The sequence below is a fragment of the Kitasatospora sp. Xyl93 genome, from assembly GCF_055383135.1.
On the sequence record NZ_AP029185.1, the window covers coordinates 3301312 to 3320036 of the forward strand.

At 73.5% G+C, this 18725-nt stretch carries 18 protein-coding genes and 1 pseudogene; 4 read left to right on the forward strand and 15 right to left on the reverse strand.

Annotated features, from left to right (window positions below):
* Positions 1 to 5 precede the first annotated feature (5 nt).
* The 4 genes from ACZ5GH_RS14575 to ACZ5GH_RS14590 all read right to left on the reverse strand — a co-directional run bounded on the left by ACZ5GH_RS14575 (position 6) and on the right by ACZ5GH_RS14590 (position 1646).
* Complete coding sequence (locus ACZ5GH_RS14575) at positions 6 to 524, reverse strand: DUF6879 family protein (protein WP_387756580.1); 519 nt, start codon at positions 522 to 524, stop codon at positions 6 to 8.
* On the reverse strand, positions 505 to 768 hold the full coding sequence (locus ACZ5GH_RS14580; protein ID WP_387756578.1) for a hypothetical protein: 264 nt from the start codon (positions 766 to 768) through the stop codon (positions 505 to 507). The genes ACZ5GH_RS14575 and ACZ5GH_RS14580 overlap by 20 nt, the downstream gene beginning before the upstream one ends.
* A 267-nt stretch (positions 769 to 1035) precedes the next feature.
* Complete coding sequence (locus tag ACZ5GH_RS14585) at positions 1036 to 1287, reverse strand: hypothetical protein (protein WP_387756576.1); 252 nt, start codon at positions 1285 to 1287, stop codon at positions 1036 to 1038.
* A complete protein-coding gene (locus ACZ5GH_RS14590) occupies positions 1284 to 1646 on the reverse strand; it encodes an ATP-binding protein (protein ID WP_464334455.1) in 363 nt (120 codons plus the stop codon). The genes ACZ5GH_RS14585 and ACZ5GH_RS14590 overlap by 4 nt, the downstream gene beginning before the upstream one ends.
* 261 nt (positions 1647 to 1907) lie before the next feature.
* On the opposite strand from ACZ5GH_RS14590, the gene ACZ5GH_RS14595 reads away from it, so the two are divergent.
* Both ACZ5GH_RS14595 and ACZ5GH_RS14600 read left to right on the forward strand, forming a co-directional pair.
* Positions 1908 to 2774: a helix-turn-helix domain-containing protein gene (locus ACZ5GH_RS14595; RefSeq protein ID WP_464334456.1), complete on the forward strand. Its 867-nt coding sequence runs from the start codon at positions 1908 to 1910 to the stop codon at positions 2772 to 2774.
* Positions 2767 to 2967 carry a DUF397 domain-containing protein gene (locus ACZ5GH_RS14600; RefSeq protein ID WP_387756570.1) on the forward strand — a complete coding sequence of 67 codons (201 nt, stop codon included), beginning with the start codon at positions 2767 to 2769 and terminating at the stop codon, positions 2965 to 2967. The genes ACZ5GH_RS14595 and ACZ5GH_RS14600 overlap by 8 nt, the downstream gene beginning before the upstream one ends.
* A 48-nt stretch (positions 2968 to 3015) precedes the next feature.
* On the opposite strand, the gene hutI is transcribed toward ACZ5GH_RS14600, so the two are convergent.
* The 6 genes from hutI to ACZ5GH_RS14630 form a co-directional block, all read right to left on the reverse strand.
* Complete coding sequence (hutI, locus tag ACZ5GH_RS14605) at positions 3016 to 4191, reverse strand: imidazolonepropionase (protein ID WP_464334457.1); 1176 nt, start codon at positions 4189 to 4191, stop codon at positions 3016 to 3018.
* Between the two features lie 34 nt (positions 4192 to 4225).
* Positions 4226 to 5578 (reverse strand): formimidoylglutamate deiminase, encoded by a 1353-nt coding sequence (locus tag ACZ5GH_RS14610; RefSeq protein ID WP_387756566.1) that lies wholly within the window; start codon positions 5576 to 5578, stop codon positions 4226 to 4228.
* Complete coding sequence (locus tag ACZ5GH_RS14615) at positions 5575 to 6756, reverse strand: allantoate amidohydrolase (RefSeq protein ID WP_387756613.1); 1182 nt, start codon at positions 6754 to 6756, stop codon at positions 5575 to 5577. The genes ACZ5GH_RS14610 and ACZ5GH_RS14615 overlap by 4 nt, the downstream gene beginning before the upstream one ends.
* Before the next feature lie 17 nt (positions 6757 to 6773).
* Positions 6774 to 8441 (reverse strand): urocanate hydratase, encoded by a 1668-nt coding sequence (gene hutU / locus ACZ5GH_RS14620; RefSeq protein WP_387756564.1) that lies wholly within the window; start codon positions 8439 to 8441, stop codon positions 6774 to 6776.
* 184 nt (positions 8442 to 8625) lie between these two features.
* Positions 8626 to 8943, reverse strand: a complete 318-nt coding sequence (locus tag ACZ5GH_RS14625) for a hypothetical protein (RefSeq protein ID WP_387756562.1) — start codon at positions 8941 to 8943, stop codon at positions 8626 to 8628.
* Positions 8944 to 9028: 85 nt separating this feature from the next.
* The gene (locus ACZ5GH_RS14630; RefSeq protein WP_387756560.1) at positions 9029 to 9898 is read right to left on the reverse strand and encodes a MurR/RpiR family transcriptional regulator; all 870 of its coding nucleotides are present in this window, start codon (positions 9896 to 9898) and stop codon (positions 9029 to 9031) included.
* A 222-nt stretch (positions 9899 to 10120) separates the two neighbouring features.
* On the opposite strand from ACZ5GH_RS14630, the gene ACZ5GH_RS14635 reads away from it, so the two are divergent.
* Entirely contained in the window at positions 10121 to 10549 is a 429-nt protein-coding gene (locus ACZ5GH_RS14635) for a hypothetical protein (RefSeq protein WP_464334458.1), read from the forward strand.
* A 28-nt stretch (positions 10550 to 10577) separates the two neighbouring features.
* Here the strand turns inward: ACZ5GH_RS14635 and hutH are convergent, their stop codons facing one another.
* Together hutH and ACZ5GH_RS14645 are read right to left on the reverse strand one after the other, a co-directional pair.
* The gene (hutH, locus tag ACZ5GH_RS14640) at positions 10578 to 12155 is read right to left on the reverse strand and encodes a histidine ammonia-lyase (RefSeq protein WP_387756556.1); all 1578 of its coding nucleotides are present in this window, start codon (positions 12153 to 12155) and stop codon (positions 10578 to 10580) included.
* A gap of 116 nt (positions 12156 to 12271) precedes the next feature.
* Positions 12272 to 13564, reverse strand: coding sequence for a macrolide family glycosyltransferase (locus ACZ5GH_RS14645; protein WP_387756554.1), 1293 nt, complete (start codon positions 13562 to 13564; stop codon positions 12272 to 12274).
* Between ACZ5GH_RS14645 and ACZ5GH_RS14650 the strand changes: the two genes are divergently transcribed.
* Positions 13563 to 14183, forward strand: a complete 621-nt coding sequence (locus ACZ5GH_RS14650; RefSeq protein ID WP_387756552.1) for a TetR/AcrR family transcriptional regulator — start codon at positions 13563 to 13565, stop codon at positions 14181 to 14183. The two genes, ACZ5GH_RS14645 and ACZ5GH_RS14650, sit on opposite strands and share 2 nt — an antisense overlap.
* Positions 14184 to 14967: 784 nt before the next feature.
* On the opposite strand, the pseudogene ACZ5GH_RS14655 reads toward ACZ5GH_RS14650, so the two are convergent.
* The 3 genes and pseudogenes from ACZ5GH_RS14655 to ACZ5GH_RS14665 form a co-directional block, all read right to left on the reverse strand.
* Positions 14968 to 16101: pseudogene (locus tag ACZ5GH_RS14655) on the reverse strand (GGDEF domain-containing protein); the annotation flags it as partial.
* Positions 16102 to 16505: 404 nt separating this feature from the next.
* The gene (locus tag ACZ5GH_RS14660) at positions 16506 to 17657 is read right to left on the reverse strand and encodes an adenylate/guanylate cyclase domain-containing protein (RefSeq protein WP_464334459.1); all 1152 of its coding nucleotides are present in this window, start codon (positions 17655 to 17657) and stop codon (positions 16506 to 16508) included.
* A gap of 146 nt (positions 17658 to 17803) precedes the next feature.
* Positions 17804 to 18697: a biotin--[acetyl-CoA-carboxylase] ligase gene (locus ACZ5GH_RS14665; RefSeq protein WP_387756548.1), complete on the reverse strand. Its 894-nt coding sequence runs from the start codon at positions 18695 to 18697 to the stop codon at positions 17804 to 17806.
* Positions 18698 to 18725: the final 28 nt, after the last annotated feature.

Sequence of the window (18725 nt, forward strand, 5' to 3'; positions counted from 1 at the left end):
ACGGATCAGACCAGCTTGTAGTCCTCGTGCGGAGTTGCGCGCTCCCACACGGCCTCAAAGGCGGCACTGACCAGATCCACAACGGCATGATCCGTCCGCCATTCCCTGTCCACGACCTCGCCGGCCCCGGAGAAGTACGTGAACAGCACGGCCGACCCATCGAACATCCACAGGTCCGTTCCCGGCAGCGCGATGTCGGCAGCCCTCCGCCGGGGCAACCAGCGGACCAACTCACCCGCTGCGACGTTCGCGAACGTGAGGTCGTGCTCGAACCGGATGTAGTCCGTCACAGGCTCCGAGACGACCCGGGCCCGCCGCATGACCACGCCGCGCCCGGTTGTCTCAGCCACCAGATCAGCCCAAGGCCCCCACCAGTCGGGCAGCTTGGCCGGATCCCTGTCATACCGATGGCCGGCACGCCAGCGGGTGAACTCCGGATCATCCGGCGTGTAGCTGTCGCGCATCTCCAGGTGCACGGCGGAGCGCTGCGCCCCAGCCAAGCCCTCACGTACGGGGAACTTCACCGGTTCCGTCCTCCAGAGGCGGAATGAACTGCCGCATCACGGCGGTGAGTCGAACGATCGTCTCGTGATCCGGAACATCCGTGCTGTGAGCAGGAATCGACCCGATCTCCTGGCAAGCCGCCACCTCTTCTTCCGTGGCCTTGTAGGACTGGATCAGCAGATCCCCCGTGTCCTCGTCCAGCCAGATCGTCGGCGAGTCATCGACGGGAGTGTTCGGGATGATCCCCAGGAAACGCAACCTCACGACCTCTCGCCGTGTCAATCCGATTGCGCTCGGCTGCACGACTATCGCCACCAGTGGCGCGCCGACCCGGGCCATTTCCCGGCGCCATGGAACCGCAGCTGGTTCAGCCCGTTTCGCGGTAGAGCGCACGGGCGCCTGCGAGGCCCTCGCCCGGGGTGGGCGAGGGCCTTCGCGTGTTTCAGTGCCACTCGTCGCGTGCCTCGGGGCGGGGGGTCCCGAGGGTCGCGAGGGCGAGGAGGGTGACAAGGACCGCGTCGGCGGCGAACCTCACCGGTGCCACGCCTCGTCCCGCTCCAGGTCGCGGAGCAGGTGGAGAAGGTTGAGCAGAGTGCTGACCGGCGCGTTGCCGAAGTCGACCAGGATGCGGCCGTCGAGGGTGGTCTCGCCGGCCGAGGCGGAGCCCCAGAGGAGCCCGTGCGGCATGCCGCGCCGGTGCAGCTCGCCGAGGAGAGAGGTGATCTGGGGCGCGGTGTAGTCGCTCATCCGGGGGTCGTCCGGCGCGACGGGGTCGCGGGTCACGCGAGGGAGTCCAGCTCGTACCAGGTGGTCTTGCCGCGCTTCTGCGGGTCGACGCCCCAGCGGTGGGCGAGGCCCTCCACGAGCTGGAGGCCCCGACCGGTCTCGGCGAGGTCGGAGGACGTTCGCAGCCGGGGGAGGGCGTCGCTCTCGTCGGAGACGGTGACCCGGAGGGTGCGGTCGCGGATGGAGAACCAGACGACGGGCGCGGGGGTCTCACCGTGCCGCCAGGCGTTGACGATGAGCTCGCAGAGGGCGAGTTCGGCGTTGAAGATGGCCTCGGCGTCCCAGGCGCTGCGGGTCATGGCGTCCCGCAGGGCCTGTCGGGTGAGGGTGAGCGAGGGGGTGTTACGGGTGCACACGGGAACCTCCGTGAGGCTGTGGTGTGGGGAGGGATGGTGACGGACGTCGCCGTGAGCCAGGCCGGGGCGCGGCTGCTCTGCGGCGCGCGGGCAGCAGGCGCCTACTGCCGTGAATGCGGGCATTACTGACGATCCGTCTGATCGAGCTGAGACTGACGATAGCGCGGTCCGCCACAGATTTGTGGCGGACCGCAAGAAGTTCCCTCTAACGTGGCAGCACCTCTGCGGCAGACTGGTCCCACGGCCAGCAGAGAGGACACCATGGCGCTTCGATCGAACCCAACTCTCCGTCAACGGCGCCTGGGGGCGGAGCTGCGACGGATGCGTGAGCAGGCAGGGCTTGGCGGCAGTCAACTCGCCCGTGCGCTCGGCATCAATCCCGCCCACGTGACGCAGATGGAGAGTGGCCGGACCGGCATCAGCGTCGAGCGGCTGCGGACGGTCGCCGCGTTGTGCATGTGCGTCAACGAGCCGCTGATCGAAGCCCTGGCGGAGATCATCACGGACCGGGGCAAGGGCGCTTGGTGGGAGGAATATCGCGGGGCCCTCTCAGACGACTTCCTGGAGGTCGCTGAGGTTGAAGGCTATGCGCGCAGACTCTCGACCTACACGATGGCCTTCATCCCCGGACTTCTCCAGACCAACGCATATGCCGGTGCTGTCTTTGATCGCTCCCTGACACCGCTTCCACACCACGAGGTCGAGCAGAGGACGGCCTTTCGAATGCGACGACAGGAAATCGTCCGCTCCGGCGCAACGCCGTACTCCGCCTACGTCCATGAAGCTGCTCTACGCATGCAGTTCAGTGGGCCCGCGATCCAGGCCGAGCAGCTTCACAGCCTCATTGAAGACTCCGAGCGTCCGACCATCTCGATCCGAGTCGTGCCCTTCGACGTCGATGCGCTTCCGCTCAACTACGAGAACTTCACCTATGTCGAAGGGCCGATCCCGGAACTGGACACCGTGCAGACAGACTCCAGCGTCGGCAATGTGCTCTTCGATGCACCGGCCCACCTTGCCAGGTTCCGCTCTCTGCTCGCCCGGCTTGAATCGGCCGCCATCTCGGAAGGCGACTCCCGAGGGTTCATTCAATCCATCAAGAAGGACGTGGAAAGCAAGTATGCCTAACTCTAGCTGGAAGAAGTCCAGTTACTCGGGCGCAAACTCCGACTGCGTTGAGGTGCGGACCGTCGAAGGGGCGGTCGAACTCCGTGAGTCCGATGACGCGGGTGTCATCGTCCGCACCACACCCCTCAGGTTCGCCGCCTTCCTCCAGGGCGCCAAGGCAGGCGAGTTCGACCACCTCACCGCCACCCCCTGAGCGAAAGGCCCCCGCGCCCGGAGCGCGGGGGCCTTCCAGCGACCGTCGTCAGGCCTCGCGGACGCCCGCGCGCCAGACGGCGGCCGTGAGGGGCACGCCCGGGCGGTAGGCGAGGTGGACGTGGGACGGCGCGTCCAGGAGGAGCAGGTCCGCGCGAGCGCCGGGGGCGACCACGCCGACGTCCGTGCGCCGCAGGGCGCGGGCGCCGCCGGCCGTGGCCGCCCAGACCGCCTCGTCCGGGGTCATGCCCATCTCCCGCACCGCCACGGCGATGCAGAACGCCATGGAACTGGTGAAGCTGGAGCCCGGGTTGCAGTCCGTCGAAAGCGCCACCACCGCCCCCGCGTCCAGCAGCCGGCGCCCGCTCGGGTACTCGGCCCTCGTGGAGAACTCCGCCCCCGGCAGCAGGGTCGCCACCGTCGCCGAGCCGGCCAGCGCCGCCACGTCCTCGTCCGTCAGGTGGGTGCAGTGGTCCGCCGAGGCGGCCCCCAGCTCCACCGCGAGCTGCACGCCGGGCCCGTACGTGAGCTGGTTGGCGTGCACCCGGGGGGTGAGGCCGCGCTCGATCCCCGCCGTCAGGACGGCCCGCGCCTGGTCCCCGTCGAAGGCGCCCTTCTCGCAGAACACGTCCACCCAACGAGCGTGCGGGGCACAGGCGTCCAGCATCTCGCCGGTGACCAGGTCGACGTACCCGGCCGGGTCCTCGGCGTACTCGGGGGCGACCACGTGGGCACCCAGGTACGTCGTCTCCGGGGTGTGCCGGGAGGCGATCCGCAGCGCCCGCGCCTCGTCCTCGACCGTCAGCCCGTAGCCGGACTTGCACTCGATGGTGGTGGTGCCCTGGCGCACCGCCTCCCGGACGAACCGGGCCAGGTTGGCGTCCAGTTCGCCGTCGCTCGCCGCCCGGGTGGCCGCCACCGTCGTCCGGATGCCGCCCGCCGAGTACGCCTGCCCGGACATCCGGGCGTTGAACTCGGCGGTGCGGTCGCCCGCGAACACCAGGTGCGCGTGCGAGTCGACGAAGCCGGGCAGCAGGGCCCGGCCCTCCGCGTCGAAGCGCTCGTCCGCCGCCGGTGCCCCGGCCGCCGGGCCGACCCAGGCGACGGTGTCGCCGTCGACCACCACGGCCGCGTCGGTCAGCAGGCCGAGCGGCCCGGCACCCTGCCCGGGGTCGTTGGTGACCAGGCTGCCGATGCCCGTGATCAAGGTGGTCCTGGTGCTCAAGACAAGGCCTTCCGAAGAGAGTCGAACAGAGGAGTCAGCAGTCCAGCGCGCCGATCGCGGAGCGCAGCGCGCCCGGCACGTCGGCCACCAGCAGGTGCGCGCCGTCCCGGACGACGTGCCGGCCGCCGACCACCACGTGCCGTACGTCCGCCGCCGAGGCCGCGAAGACCGCGATCTCGGCGCCGAGCCGGGGCGGCGGTCCCGCCGTGCGGACGGTGTCCAGCGCGATCACCGTGAAGTCGGCGAGCGCCCCGGCCTCGACCCGTCCCGCCTCCGGCCAGCCGAGCGAGGCGTGCCCGTCCTCGGTTCCGGCCCGCAGCAACGAGTTCGCCGTCCAGTGGCCCCGGGTGCGGGTGCGCAGCCGCTCGTCCAGCTCCAGCGCCCGGGCCTCCTCGAACGGGTCGATCACCGCGTGGCTGTCGCTGCCCAGGGTGATCGGGGAGCCCGCCGAGGCGAGCCGGCGGGCCGGGCCGATGCCGTCCGCGAGGTCCCGCTCGGTGGTGGGGCACATGCAGACCGTGGTGGAGGAGTCGGTGAGCAGCCGGACGTCCTCGTCGGTCAGGTGGGTGGCGTGCACGGCCGAGGTGCGCGGGCCGAGCGCGCCGTGGTCGGCGAGCAGCCGGGTCGGGGTGACGCCGTGCGCGGCCAGGCAGGCGTCGTTCTCGGCGGTCTGCTCGGACAGGTGGACGTGCAGCGGTGCCTTGCGCATCGCCGCCCAGTGCGCGACGGTGCCCAGCTGCTCGGCCGGGACGGCCCGCACCGAGTGCACGGCGGCGCCGATCCGGGCGTGCTCGCGCGGCTTGAGCGCGTCCGCCCGGGCCGCCCAGGCGTCCGCGTCGCCGTCGCTGAACCGCTGCTGCGGCTTGGTCGGCTCGGCGCCGAAGCCGGAGGAGAGGTAGCAGGTGTCCAGCAGGGTGATCCGGATGCCGGCCCGGGCGGCGGCCTCGATCAGCGCCTCGCCCATCGCGTTGGGATCGGCGTACCGGGCGCCGCCGGGCGCGTGGTGCAGGTAGTGGAACTCGCCGACGGCGGTGATGCCGGCCAGCGCCATCTCGGCGTAGACGGCGGTGGCGAGGTCGAGGTAGCGGTCCGGGTCCAGCGCGCCGGCGAACCGGTACATGGTGTCGCGCCACGTCCAGAAGGTGCCGGAGCCGACCTGGACGTGCCCGCGCAGCGCCCGGTGGAAGGCGTGCGAGTGGGCGTTGGCCTGCCCGGGCAGCAGCAGCCCGTCGAGCCGGACGGCGTCCGGCGGGCAGGGGCCGCTGTCCGGGGTGACGGCGGCGATCGTCCCGCCGGGGCCGGTGGTGATCAGCACGTCCTGCTCGACCACCGGCCCGTTGTCGTGCGGCAGCCAGGCGTACTGCGCCCAGTACCTCGTCGTGGTCACTGACACGCCAGGTCCTCCAGTACGTCGGCGAGGGCGGCGACCCCGGCCAGGCAGTCGGCCTGCTCGGCGTGCTCGGACGGGGAGTGCGAGACGCCGGTGGGGTTGCGCACGAACAGCATGGCGGTCGGGATGGCGGAGGCCAGGATCCCGGCGTCGTGTCCCGCGCCGGTGGGCAGCACCGGGGCGTCCAACAGCTTGGCCAGCCGGTCGCGCAGCGGCCCGTCGAAGTCCACCACCGGGGTGTAGGACTCGCGGGTCAGCTCGACCCGGACGCCGTCGCGCCCGCCGCGCTCGGCCGCCGCCCGCTCGATCTCGGCGACCAGCTCGGTGAGGGTGCGCTCGTCGGCCGCCCGGGAGTCCAGCCAGCCGCGCACCAGCGAGGCGATCGCGTTGGTGCCGTTGGGCTCGACCGCGACCTTGCCGAAGGTGGCCAGCGCGCCCGCCAGCTTGGCCTTCTTGCGGGCGGCGAGCACGGTGTTGGCGTAGGTCAGCATCGGGTCGCGGCGGTCCTCGATCCGGGTGGTGCCGGCGTGGTTGGCCTCGCCGTGGAAGTCGAACCGCCAGCGGCCGTGCGGCCAGATCGCGCCGGCCACGCCGACCGGCTGCCCCTCGGCGAGGCAGCGGCCCTGCTCGACGTGGAGCTCGACGAAGGCGCCGATCCGGGCCAGCCGGTCGTCGTCCGCGCCGATCGCGGTGGGGTCGTAGCCGGCCCGCTCCATCGCGTCGGGCAGCCGGACGCCGTCGGCGTCGCGCAGCTCGTACGCCTGCTCCGGCGACAGCACCCCGGCGGTGAGCCGGGAGCCGATGCAGGCCACGCCGAACCGGGCGCCCTCCTCGTCGCCGAAGTTGACGATCGCCAGGGGCTTGGTGAACGCGGCGCCGCGGGCGCGCAGTTCGTCCAGCGCGGCGAAGGAGGACACCACCCCGAGCGGGCCGTCGAAGGCGCCGCCGTCCGGGACGGAGTCCAGGTGCGAGCCGGTGACGACGGCCCCCTGCCCGTTCGGGTCGCCCAGCCAGGCCCACTGGTTGCCGTTGCGGTCCAGCTCGTACGTCAGGCCGCGGCCGCGCGCCTGCTGCTCGAACCAGGCGCGGCACTCGGCGTCGGCGGAGTTCCAGGCGAACCGGCGGTAGCCGCCGGAGGAGGCGGAGCGGCCCACGGGGAGCAGCTCCGCCCACATCTCCTCGAACGACGGGCTCACAGCTCACCCATCGGGACGCGCACCCCGCGCTCGGCGGCGACCTCGGTGGCCCGGTCGTAGCCGGCGTCCACGTGCCGGATGACGCCCATGCCCGGGTCGTTGGTGAGCACCCGGCGGATCTTCTCGCCGGCCAGCGCGGTGCCGTCGGCGACGGTGACCTGGCCGGCGTGGATCGAGCGGCCGATGCCGACGCCGCCGCCGTGGTGGATGGAGACCCAGGAGGCGCCGGAGGCGACGTTGACCATGGCGTTGAGCAGCGGCCAGTCGGCGATCGCGTCGGAGCCGTCCAGCATCGCCTCGGTCTCCCGGTACGGGGAGGCGACCGAGCCGCAGTCCAGGTGGTCGCGGCCGATCACGATCGGGGCGGACAGCTCGCCGGAGGCGACCATGTCGTTGAAGCGCTCGCCGGCCTTGTCGCGCTCGCCGTAGCCGAGCCAGCAGATCCGCGCGGGCAGGCCCTGGAAGTGCACCTTCTCCTGGGCCATCTTGATCCAGCGGTGCAGCGACTCGTTCTCCGGGAAGAGGTCGAGCACGGCCTTGTCGGTCTTGTGGATGTCCTGCGGGTCGCCGGACAGCGCCGCCCAGCGGAACGGGCCCTTGCCCTCGCAGAACAGCGGTCGGATGTACGCCGGGACGAAGCCGGGGAAGGCGAAGGCGCGGTCGTAGCCGGCCAGTTGGGCCTCGCCGCGGATCGAGTTGCCGTAGTCGAAGACCTCGGCGCCGCGGTCCTGGAAGCCGACCATCGCCTCGACGTGCCGGGCCATCGACTCGCGGGAGCGCTGGGTGAACTCGGCGGGCTTCTCGGCCGCGTAGGCGGCCATGTCGTCGAAGGCGACGCCGACCGGCAGGTAGCTCAGCGGGTCGTGGGCGCTGGTCTGGTCGGTGACGATGTCGATCGGCGCGTCCATCGCGAGCAGCTGCGGGAACAGGTCCGCGGCGTTGCCCAGCAGGCCGATGGAGAGCGGCTGCTTCCTGTCGCGGGCCTCGGTGGCGAGCTGCAGGGCGTGGTCGAGGTTCTTGGCCTCGACGTCCAGGTAGCGGTGCTCGATCCGGCGGCTGATCCGGGACGGGTCGCAGTCGATGCAGATCGCCACGCCGCCGTTCATGGTGACGGCCAGCGGCTGGGCGCCGCCCATCCCGCCGAGGCCGGCGGTGAGGGTGATGGTGCCCTCCAGCGAGCCGTTGTAGCGCTTGTTGGCGACGGCGGCGAAGGTCTCGTAGGTGCCCTGGAGGATGCCCTGGGTGCCGATGTAGATCCAGGAGCCGGCGGTCATCTGGCCGTACATGGTGAGCCCGAGGCTCTCCAGCCGGCGGAACTCCTCCCAGTTGGCCCAGTCGCCGACCAGGTTGGAGTTGGCGATCAGCACGCGCGGCGCCCACTCGTGGGTCTGCATCACGCCGACCGGGCGGCCGGACTGGACCAGCATGGTCTCGTCCTGCTTGAGGCCCTGCAGCGTCTTCACCATGGCGTCGAAGGACCGCCAGTCGCGCGCCGCCTTGCCGGTGCCGCCGTAGACCACCAGCTTCGACGGGTGCTCGGCCACCTCGGGGTCGAGGTTGTTCATCAGCATCCGCAGCGCGGCCTCCTGCTGCCAGCCCTGCGTCGTGAGCCCCGTGCCACGCGCCGCTCGCACCTCGCGCGGCCCACTCGCCTGCTGCACCATAGTCCCGGCCTCTCTGCGGATGGATTCATTCAAGCTCGGTTCGGCTGAATATATCCAAACATTCAGCTCCCGACCAGACCCGGAACCCATCGGAACAGCCCTGGCCGGAACCGGGCCCCGGGCACGCCGAAGCGCCCGCCCGGCACGGCCGGAACGGGCTGGTGCGGACGGGTGCGGACAGCCCTCAGGCCGCCGCGCCGCCGTCCCAGTCGATGCCGATCTCGGCCAGCCAGCGGCGGTCCTCGGCGTCCGGGGCGGGCGGGGACGGCGGGCGGGGGACGTTCTGGACCGGGCCGAGGCCGTACTTCTCGGCGGCCGCGGCGGCGGCGTCGGGTTCGATGACGCCGACGTGGACGGCCGACTCGTCGCCCGGGTCGAGGACGGTCAGTTCGGGTTCGGGCAGCCGCCGCAGGGTGACGCGGCGTCCGCAGGCGGGGCAGGACCATTCGTCGGCGCCCGAGGACAGCCGGGCGACGAACTTCATCTCGTGGATCACGTGCATGGGCGGCACCCCCTGCCGTAGGGGATGCCCGGGTTCGTGTCGAGTACTCCCCCGCCGCCGCTGCCGGCCGCGCCCGTTCCCGGAACTACTCCAGGAACAGCCCGCGCGCCGCCGCCGACTGCTCGATCGCCTCCAACCTGGCCTCCGCGCCCGGGATTTCGTCGCACATGGACTGCAGCAGCACCCGGCCGAGCATCATCGGCGCGCAGGCGGTGTCGAAGACCAGCCCGGTGCCGACGGCGGCCGGCAGCATCAGGTCGGACAGCTTGGCGACCGGCGCGAAGGCGCTGTCGGCCACGGTGAGCACCGTCAGCCCGCACTCGCGGGCCACCGTCAGCGCGTCCATCAACTCCCGCGGGTAGCGCGGCAGCGCGAAGCAGAGCAGCGCGTCGGCCCCGGCCGCCCGGGCCTGCTCCAGCCGGTCGGCGAGCATGCTGCCGCCCTCGTCCAGCAGCCGGACGTCCGGGTGCACCTTGGACGCGAAGTAGGCGAAGCCGCGGGCCTGCGCCGAGGCGGCCCGCAGCCCGAGCACCGGCAGCGGGCGGGAGGCGGCGAGCAGCCGGGCGGCCCGGATGATCGGCTCCGGGTCGGCGAGGAGTTCGGCGAGGTGGCGCAGGTGCGCGATCTCGGCCAGCACGGCCTGCTGGTGCTCGTTGCGCACCGCCTCGTCCGGGCTCTCCGGCGCGGCCGGTTCGCCGCCGCCGAGCTCGCGCAGCTGCTTGCGCAGCGCCGGGTAGCCGTCGTACCCGAGCGCGACCGCGAAGCGGGTGACGGACGGCTGGCTGACACCCGCGAGTTCGGCGACCTCCACGCTGGACAGGAACGGCGCCTCGGTGGCGTGCCGCACCAGCGAGTGGGCGATCCGGCGCTGGGTGGGCGTCAGCCGGTGCCCCTCGAACAGCTGGAGCAGCCGGGCGGAGGGGCCGACGCTGCCGGTCTCGTCGGTGGCGGTCATCAGCGGTACCTCCGGGTGCGAGGGGTTCGGACGACGACTGTGCAGGAGCGGGCCGCACCTGGCAAAGACGTCTCGTACGGCGGAACGCCCGGTGGGACGTCCCGAGGAGGGCGGGGTCCGGGGCGCCGCCGGGTCGGGGTAACCCTGATTTGTCCCTGAGCCCGCCCGGATTCCTCCGGCGAACGGATGGACCGGCGGCCCCGTCGGCCCCACTCTGGTTCCATGGACACTCGTCAGGACGAACTGCGGCGCGACCTCGACGCCACCCTCCAGGCCCGCAAGGAGCTCGGCCCGGAGTACGAGGACGCCCTGGTCGACTCCTTCATGAAGCGGCTCGACGCCCGGATCAACGCCCGGGTCGAGCGCTCGGTGGCCGAGCGGATCGACGACTACAAGCCGCGGTCCCGCCACGACCGGGGCCACCCGCGCCGTTCGGGCTTCGGCAAGCGCTCCGGCACCGGGCTCGCGGTGACCTCGCTGGTCATCGGCGTCCCGCTGACGGCGATCGCCGGCAGCCCCGAGAGCGGCGGCTTCGCCGGCCTGGTGGTCTGCTGGGCGGGCATCGTCGGGGTCAACCTGGCCGCCGCCCTGGGCGAGCTGCGCAACCGCGGGAACCGCGGCGAGCGCGGGCCGCGGAGCGACTGGGACTGAGCCCCCGTCACCCCGCGGCGGCTCCCGCTCAGGCCAGCGGGCCGGTGACCCGCTCGACCGCGCGCACCAGCTCGCCGGAGGCCACCAGCTCGGCGGCCGCCTCCAGGTCCGGCGAGAGGAAGCGGTCGCGGCCGGCGCCGCCGACCCCCGCCTCCCGGGCGGCGGCCAGCGCGGCCGCGGTGGCCGGGGCGAGCCCGCCGGACCCGTCGGTCTGCTGACGGATCTCCAGCGCGCGGGCGGAGGCGGTGAGTTCGACGGCCAGGATCCGGCCGAGGTTGGCCACCGCCTGGCGCAGCTTGCGCGCGGCCGACCAGCCCATCGACACGTGGTCCTCCTGCATCGCGGAGGACGGGATCGAGTCGACCGAGGCAGGGACGGCGAGCCGCTTGTTCTCGCTGACCAGCGCCGCCTGGGTGTACTGGGCGATCATCAGGCCGGAGTCCACGCCCGGGTCGTCGGCCAGGAAGGCCGGCAGGCCGTGCGAGCGGGCCTTGTCGAGCAGCCGGTCGGTGCGGCGCTCGGAGATCGAGCCGAGGTCGGCGGCGGCGATGGCGAGGAAGTCCAGCACGTACGCGACCGGCGCGCCGTGGAAGTTGCCGTTGGACTCCACCCGGCCGTCCGGCAGCACCACCGGGTTGTCGACCGAGGCGGCCAGCTCGCGCGAGGCGACCAGCCGGGCGTGCGCCAGGGTGTCCCGGCCGGCGCCGGCCACCTGCGGGGCGCAGCGGATCGAGTAGGCGTCCTGGACGCGCGGGGCGTCGTCCTGGTGGTGGCCGGTGAGGCCGGAGCCCTTGAGGACGGCGAGCATGTTGGCGGCGCTCAGCGCCTGGCCCGGGTGCGGGCGGATCGGGGCGTGCAGCTCGGGGGCGAGCACCTTGTCGGTGCCGAGCAGCGCCTCCAGGCTCATCGCGGCGGTGATGTCGGCGGTGGTGAACAGCCGCTGGAGGTCGGCGATGGCCATCACCAGCATGCCGAGCATGCCGTCGGTGCCGTTGATGAGGGCGAGGCCCTCCTTCTCCAGCAGCTCGACCGGCTCGATGCCGGCGGCGGCGAGCAGCTCGGCGACGGGCTTCTCCACGCCGTCCGGGCCGGTGGCGGTGCCCTCGCCCATCAGGACCAGCGCGCAGTGCGACAGCGGCGCGAGGTCCCCGGAGCAGCCGAGCGAGCCGAACTCCCGCACCACCGGGGTGATGCCGGCGTTGAGCAGGGCGGCCATGGTCTGCGCGACCAGCGGCCGCACGCCGGTGCGGCCGGAGGCCAGCGTCTTCATCCGCAGGAACATCAGCGCGCGGACCACCTCGCGCTCGACCGCCGGCCCCATGCCGGCGGCGTGCGAGCGCACCAGCGACCGCTGCAGCTGGGCGCGCAGCTCGGGGCTGATGTGGCGCACGGCGAGCGCGCCGAAGCCGGTCGACACGCCGTAGACGGGACGCGGCTCGGCCGCGAGGGCGTCGATCCGCGCGCGGGCGGCCGCCATCTCGGCGAGCGCGTCGGGACCGATCTCGACCCGGGCGTTGCCCCGGGCGACGGCCAGGACGTCCTCGGCGCTGACGTCGGCCTTGCCGACCAGGACCAGCGGAGCGTCGGGGGCCACAGCACTGTGCATATCCATATACACCATCACATCAGGTGAATGAAGATATGACAACAGGTGCTCACCATCCGGATTCTCCGTCCTCCGGATCGGCGCCGCACACGGTGGCCCCCCGGCCGATCCCCCCGCTACTTCGCGAGCTCCGCCTCGATCAGGTCGGCCGCCCTGGCCGTGCCGCCCTCGGCCCGGCCGGCGGCGGACAGCTCCCGCAGCCGCTCGGCCACCGCGGGGTCGCCGACCAGCTCCAGCAGCGCCGCGCGCAGCGCCTCCGGGGTGGCCTGGTCGGTGTCCAGCCGACGGGCGACGCCGTGCGCCACCAGGGCGTCCGCGTTGGCGAACTGGTCGACACCCTGCGGCACCGCGATCATCGGCACGGCGTGGAACAGCCCCTCGCTGGAGCCGCCCATGCCCGCGTGGGTGACGAAGGCGTCCGCCTGGGCGAGCACCGACAGCTGCGGCACCCACCGGTGCACCTCGACGGTGTCCGGCACCTCGCCGAGGTCGGCGAGGTCGGTGTGCTTGCCGACCTGCAGCACGGTGTGCCAGCCCGGCAGGTCGCCGAAGGCCTGCACGCAGGCCCGGTAGAAAGCGGGCTGGTTGGTGTAGGCCGAGCCCAGCGAGACCAGCAGCACCTTCTCGGCGCCCTCCGGCCGCCGCCACTCGCCCTGGTGGCCGCGGTCGCCGAAGCAGGGCCCGACGAAGGTGATCCGCTGCTCGTCGACCCGGTCGGCATTGGGCTGCAGGGCGCGCGGGATGAGCGCGATCGCCCGCTGCGGGCGGGCCTTGAAGGCGTCCACGTCCCGCTCGGTCGCGCCGGCCTCGGCCAGCCAGTCAGCGAACCGGCGGTAGTACTCGGCGCCGCCCTTCCCGTTGCGGATCGCCTCGAAGACCTCCGCCAAGTCCTCCTCGAAGCCCTCCCAGCCCACGTAGGTGGGCGACAGCTGCACCACCGGCACCCCCAGCCGCTCGCCCAGCGCCCGGCCGGCGAAGCCCGCGATGTCGGTGAGCACCAGGTCGGGCCGGTCGTCGGCGAAGGCCGCCAGCAGGACGGGCCACATCGCGAGCGCGTCCTCCAGGAACAGCTCCTGGAGCCCCACCGGGTCGTCCGTCCAGCTGTTCGGGTCGTCGCCGAGCGGCAGCGTCGTCGGGTACGGGACGAAGGCGGCGCCGGTGGACTCGACGGTCTCCCGGAAGGAGGCGTCGTTGACGTAGCTGACCCGGTGGCCCCGGGCGACCAGCTCGGTGATCACGGCGAGGCTGGGGTTGACGTGGCCGTGGGCAGGAATGGAGACCATCAGGATGTGGGCGGAGCGGGTCATGGGCACCTCCGGGGTAGCGGATGAGACGAGACGGTCCGTCTCGCTGCGTCTTGAGAAGACAATACGTCTCGTCTCGCCGTTTCGCATAGACTTTTTTCCCATGACATCCAGAACCGCTCCGGACCCCGCCCGCCGCAGCGAACGCGCACGCGCCGCCGTCCTCGGCGCCGCCATCGAACTCGTCGCCGAAGTCGGCTACGCCAAGGTCACCGTCGAGGCGATCGCCGCCCGGGCCGGCGTCGGCAAGCAGACCATCTACCGGTGGTGGCCCTCCAAGGGGGCGGTCGTCTTCGACGCCTTCCTCGCCGCCAACGAGCACGAGGGCAGCCTCGCCCTCCCGGACACCGGCGACCTCGCCGCCGACCTCCGCGCGGTGCTGCGCCCCACCAGCGACGAGTTCGCCGACCCGGGCGCCGACCGCACCTACCGCGCGATCATCGCCGAGATCATCAACGACCCCGCGCTGTACACCGAGTACCGCACCCGCCTGCTGGACCCGCTGCTGGAGGTCACCCGTGACCGCCTGCGCAGCGCCCGCGAGGCCGGCCAGATCGCCCCCGACACCGACCTCGACCTCGCGATCGAACTCTTCTACGGCCCGCTCCAGTACCGCTGGCAGTACCGGCTCGGCCCGCTCACCCACGAGCACGCCGACCGGCTGGTCGACGCCGCCCTCCGGGCCCTCAACCCGCCTGCCGCCACCGGCGGTTCCGGCGCCTGACCCGGACCGCGGCCGGCACCGCGGCCGGCACGCGGACCAGCAGGCCGACGGCGACCCACGCGGACGGCCAGCCGAGGCCGCCGTGGGACCCGTGCCGCGACCTGCGAGGGACACGCCGGTCGCCGCATCCCCACCCGGCGCGGGCGGCCGTGAAGCCGGGCGGTCGGCCGGGGCGGCCGGCCGCGGCGAACGCTCAGACCACCGGCGGCGAGGCCGGCCCCGCCAGGGCGACCGAGACCAGGGCGCGCATCGCGCAGGCCGCCTGCCCCAGCGGCAGGGTGGCGTCGTCGGCGAAGAGCTCCACCAGCCAGCCGCCGGCCGGGTTCTGGCCGCCCGCCGCGACCATGCCCCGGTAGCCGGAGACCACGAGCATCGCCTCCTCCGCCGGGTCGTTCCCGGCCGCGCCCGCCCGCAGGGCGAAGGCGCCGCCGCGCACCGCACGGCGGGTCATCGGGTAGTGCCGGAGGTCGAAGACCGCGTCGGGGGCCTCGATCTGGGCCCGCTGGGTCTCGGCGCGGGCGCTGCTGGGCCCGCTGGTCATCCGGTAGACGGCGTGCTGGGCGGTGCGCATCAGGTGGGAGCCGGGCGGGACGTACGAGACCCACCAGCCGACCGCGTCCAGCAGCCGGGCGGAGGCCTCGGCGACCACGACCAGCTTGCCCAGGGTGTCCGCCGGGTGGACGGCCCGGGTGGTGGCGGCCTGGTCGAGGGAGGCGAGCACCGCGGTGAGCAGCTGCCCCGGGTCGGCGCTGTGGGCGGCGCCGCGGAACCGCCGCCGGTCGCCCGCCCCGGCCCGGCCGCTCGGCCCGCGCCGACCGTCCGCCCGGTGGTGCGGGTCGGCGGCGTCGGCGAGCAGCACGGTGGGGTCGGGCGAGAAGCCGGGGCCGTGGCTGCGCCCGGCGACCACCGGGTGGGCGGCCCGGGCCGCCTTGGCCCGGTACTGGGCCGCGTCGGCGAGCCGGAACAGCCGGTCGGGGGTGGTGACCGGCCCGATCGAGTCGCCGGTGGAGGCGACGCCGCAGGCCACGCCCTCGCCCTCGGAGAGCGCGAGGGCCCGGGCGCACAGCTCCTCGGCGACGGCGACCACCTCGTCGGCCTTCTGCCCCTCCACCAGCAGACAGAACTCGTCGCCGCCGAGCCGGGCGGCGAGGCTGCCGGGGAGCTTGGCGGCGGCCAGCGAGAGCTGGTGGGCGAACCGCTCCAGCAGCCGGTCGCCCATCTCGTGGCCGAGCTGGTCGTTGACCCGCTTCAGCCCGTTGACGTCGCAGACCACCAGCGAGACCACGGTGTTGTCCCGGTTGTGCGCCTCCAGCGCGCTCTCCAGCCGGGCGTCCACGGCGCGCCGGTTGGCCAGGCCGGTGAGCGGGTCGGAGAAGGCCAGCTTGCGCAGGTCGGCGAGGCGCTCGGTCTGCGCCAGGCCGGCCGAGACCTGGGCGGCGAGCAGCGTCGCGTAGTCGGCGTCGGCCTCGGTGAACTCCGGCATCCCGGCCGAACGGGCGAGGTACAGCTCGCCCCAGGCCTGGCCGTGCAGCACGATCGGCGCCACCACGCAGCAGGCCCGCCCGCGCCGGCGCAGCGCGGCGGCGCGCTCCTGGCAGTACGCGCCGGCGGTCGGGTGGGCGTGCCCGGCGTGCGACTCACTGCTCTCGGCGCTCTGCAGCCAGGCCCGCGGCAGCCGCCCGGTGCTCCAGCGCTCCTCCAGGTATGTGACGATCTCGGGGAAGTCGGCGACCGGGTACGACTCGTCCTCGGGCAGCTCCTCCTCGCCCGGGGCGAGGTCGCCGTGGTTGACCAGCACCCGCAGCCGACCGGACTCGCGGTCCCAGACCGAGACGGCGGCCATGGCGGCGCCGAGCGCCTCGGTGGCCCGGGCGGCGGCGGCGCGGACCGCCTCCAGCGGGGTGAGCGCGGCGGCCATGTCCTGGGCCAGCTCGACCACGGACTGCAGTCTCAGGTCGGGCAGCGGGTCGGGACGCCGCGAGCCACCGCAGTCGCAGTCGCGGTCCGTCATGATCGCCTCGCTGCTCACCGGCTCGCCTCGCTCCCTGTGCTCGGTCCTGCCGGACCCCCGTCGACCGGCCGCACCGCACCCGATCAGCCGCTTGCACCAAGACTAGGGCGGTTTCGATCGGTTATGCCCCGTTTGCCCGGGCGAACCCGCGACAGAACGTACGGGTTTCAACCGTTCGGCACCCGCGAAGGCCCGCGCACCGCGGGGTAGCGCTCCCGCGAACACCCCGCGGAGCCCCCGCACCGCCTGTGGTTCCTCCACCGGGCGTCTTCCCCGCGGGTCGGCCGCCACTCGGCCGTTCGGCCACGGCGCTAGTCGGCCGTCAGCCGCCGGGTGAGCAGCCACGGCTCGACCAGCCCGAGCCCCCGCACCGGCCGCCGCCACATCGGCTGCAGGTGGAACCGCGCCCCCGCGTCCGGGCCCGGCATCGGCAGCCCGGAGGCGGGCATCCCGGCCGCGGCCGACAGCGCCTCGGCCAGGCCCGGCCCCTCCGAGTCGACCGGGGCGACGCTGCCGTTCTGCTCCAGCGCGGCCGCGAACTCGCCGTCGATCAGCACCGCGTCCTTGGGCGCGATGGAGGTGAGCCGGCTGGCCAGGTTGACGGTGGTGCCGAAGACGTCGCCCATCCGCGAGGTGACCGTGCCGAAGGCCATCCCGACCCGCAGCGGCGGGATGGTGTCGTCCCCGGCCAGCGCCTCGATCAGGCTCAGCGCGATCTCGGCGGCGGTCGTCGGATCCTCGGAGACGTAGAGGATCTCGTCACCGAGCGTCTTGATCACCCGGCCACCCTGGCCGGCGATCAGGTCCGAACAGGTGTTCTCGAAGGTCTCGACCAGCTCGCCGAGCTCCTCCTCCTCCAGCCGCCGGGACAGCCGGGTGAAGCCGACCAGGTCGGCGAAGCCGACGGCGAGCCGCCCGCTGGTGATCTCGTGGTCCTCGGCGGCCTGCACCACCCGGCCGGTGACGGCCGCCAGCTGGCGCCGCCAGACGTACACCAGGAACTGCTCCAGCTCCGGCAACAGCAGCTCGACCAGCGGGTACGCGACGTCGGCGCGGGTCAGCCCGGGCTCGACGGACTGGGTGAGGTTCTCCAGGAAGGTGTCCATCTGCCAGCCGGCCAGCCGGGCCGTGGTCTGGCCGGTGGAGCGGGCCACCTGGATCGCCATCGACTCGCTGAGCAGCCCGGACTCGACCAGGCCGGCCAGCCGCCGCAGCGCGATCACGTCGCCGTCGGTGAGCGCCCGGGACTGGCCGATGTCGGGGAAGCCCATGGCGCGCCAGAAGCGGGTGGCCAGCTCCATCGGGACGTCGGCGGCGCGCGCGGCCTGGTACGGGGTGTAGCGGCGCGGCGCGTCCAGGATCAGGCGTTCCAGTTCGAGCGCCACCGTGGGGTCGTTGCCGCCCGCCGTCGCGCCGCTGCCGCCGTCCTCTGCCACCGGTCCGTCCCCGTGCGATCGCCGCACTCGCCTCGTGTCCCACCTGTCCGGGCGCGCCGCCCGCCACCCGGGCGGGCAGTGGCGCGCCTCACACCGCTGCCAGGTGGAATATTCGCACGGAATCGTCGGATCCGGGGCATCAGCCCGGGTCAAGGGGAGGTGAAGACTGCCGTTCAGCGGGGCTCGGGGCGCACGTGGACGACGTCCCCCGCACCGACCGCCCGGCGCACGCCGTCGGGCGTGCGGACCACCAGCCGCCCGTCGCCGTCCACCGCCACCGCCTCGCCGACCAGCTCGCGGTCGCCCGGCAGGTGCACCTTCACCTGGCGGCCCAGCGTGGTGCAGCGGTCCACGTAGGCGCGCATCAGGTCGCTGGCGTGCGGGTCGCCCGCGGCGGCCGTCCAGTCCCGGTACAGCTCGGCGAACTCGCGCAGCAGGGCACGCAGCAGGGTGCCCCGGTCGGTGGTCGAGGCGCCGGCCAGCGCGAGCGAGGCCGCGGTCGGGACGGGCAGCTCCTGCGCCCGCAGCGACACGTTGAGGCCCATGCCGACCACCACCGCACCGCCGGCCAGCTCGGTGAGGATGCCGCCGAGCTTGCGCTCCGCGCCGTCGACCTCCACCTGGAGGTCGTTGGGCCACTTCAGCCCGACCTCGACCCCGGCGACCCGGCCCAGCGTACTGGCCGCGGCCACCCCGACCAGGATCGGCAGCCAGCCGTACCGCTCGACCGGCACCTCCTCGGGGCGCAGCAGCACCGACAGGAACAGCCCGGAGCGCGGCGGGGCGGTCCACTGCCGGTCCATCCGGCCGCGGGCGGCGCTCTGCGCCTCGGCCACCAGCACCGCGCCCTGCCCGGCGCCCGCCGCGGCCCGGGCGGCGAGGTCGCTGTTGGTGGAGCCGGTCTCCGCGACGACGTCCAGGGAGGTCCACAGCCCGCCCGGGACGAGCAGGTCGTGGCGCAGCGCCTCCTCGTCCAGCGGCGGACGGTCCAGGTCGGTCCAGGGCGACGGTCCGGCGTGGCCGAAGCCGCGCAGTCCGCTGCGGCGGGGGGTCCGTGGTTCGGTCATGGGGGAAACCCTAGATCGGCCCGGGGAG

Excerpts from the sequence above, each read along its gene's own strand:
- hutU (WP_387756564.1), bottom strand. The coding sequence starts at position 8,441 with ATGGTGCAGCAGGCGAGTGGGCCGCGCGAGGTGCGAGCGGCGCGTGGC.
- ACZ5GH_RS14600 (WP_387756570.1), top strand. The coding sequence starts at position 2,767 with ATGCCTAACTCTAGCTGGAAGAAGTCCAGTTACTCGGGCGCAAACTCC.
- ACZ5GH_RS14650 (WP_387756552.1), top strand. The coding sequence starts at position 13,563 with ATGACATCCAGAACCGCTCCGGACCCCGCCCGCCGCAGCGAACGCGCA.
- ACZ5GH_RS14630 (WP_387756560.1), bottom strand. The coding sequence starts at position 9,898 with ATGACCGCCACCGACGAGACCGGCAGCGTCGGCCCCTCCGCCCGGCTG.
- ACZ5GH_RS14595 (WP_464334456.1), top strand. The coding sequence starts at position 1,908 with ATGGCGCTTCGATCGAACCCAACTCTCCGTCAACGGCGCCTGGGGGCG.
- ACZ5GH_RS14665 (WP_387756548.1), bottom strand. The coding sequence starts at position 18,697 with ATGACCGAACCACGGACCCCCCGCCGCAGCGGACTGCGCGGCTTCGGC.
- ACZ5GH_RS14645 (WP_387756554.1), bottom strand. The coding sequence starts at position 13,564 with ATGGGAAAAAAGTCTATGCGAAACGGCGAGACGAGACGTATTGTCTTC.
- ACZ5GH_RS14615 (WP_387756613.1), bottom strand. The coding sequence starts at position 6,756 with ATGTGGGCGGAGCTGCTCCCCGTGGGCCGCTCCGCCTCCTCCGGCGGC.
- ACZ5GH_RS14635 (WP_464334458.1), top strand. The coding sequence starts at position 10,121 with ATGGACACTCGTCAGGACGAACTGCGGCGCGACCTCGACGCCACCCTC.
- ACZ5GH_RS14625 (WP_387756562.1), bottom strand. The coding sequence starts at position 8,943 with ATGCACGTGATCCACGAGATGAAGTTCGTCGCCCGGCTGTCCTCGGGC.
- hutH (WP_387756556.1), bottom strand. The coding sequence starts at position 12,155 with ATGCACAGTGCTGTGGCCCCCGACGCTCCGCTGGTCCTGGTCGGCAAG.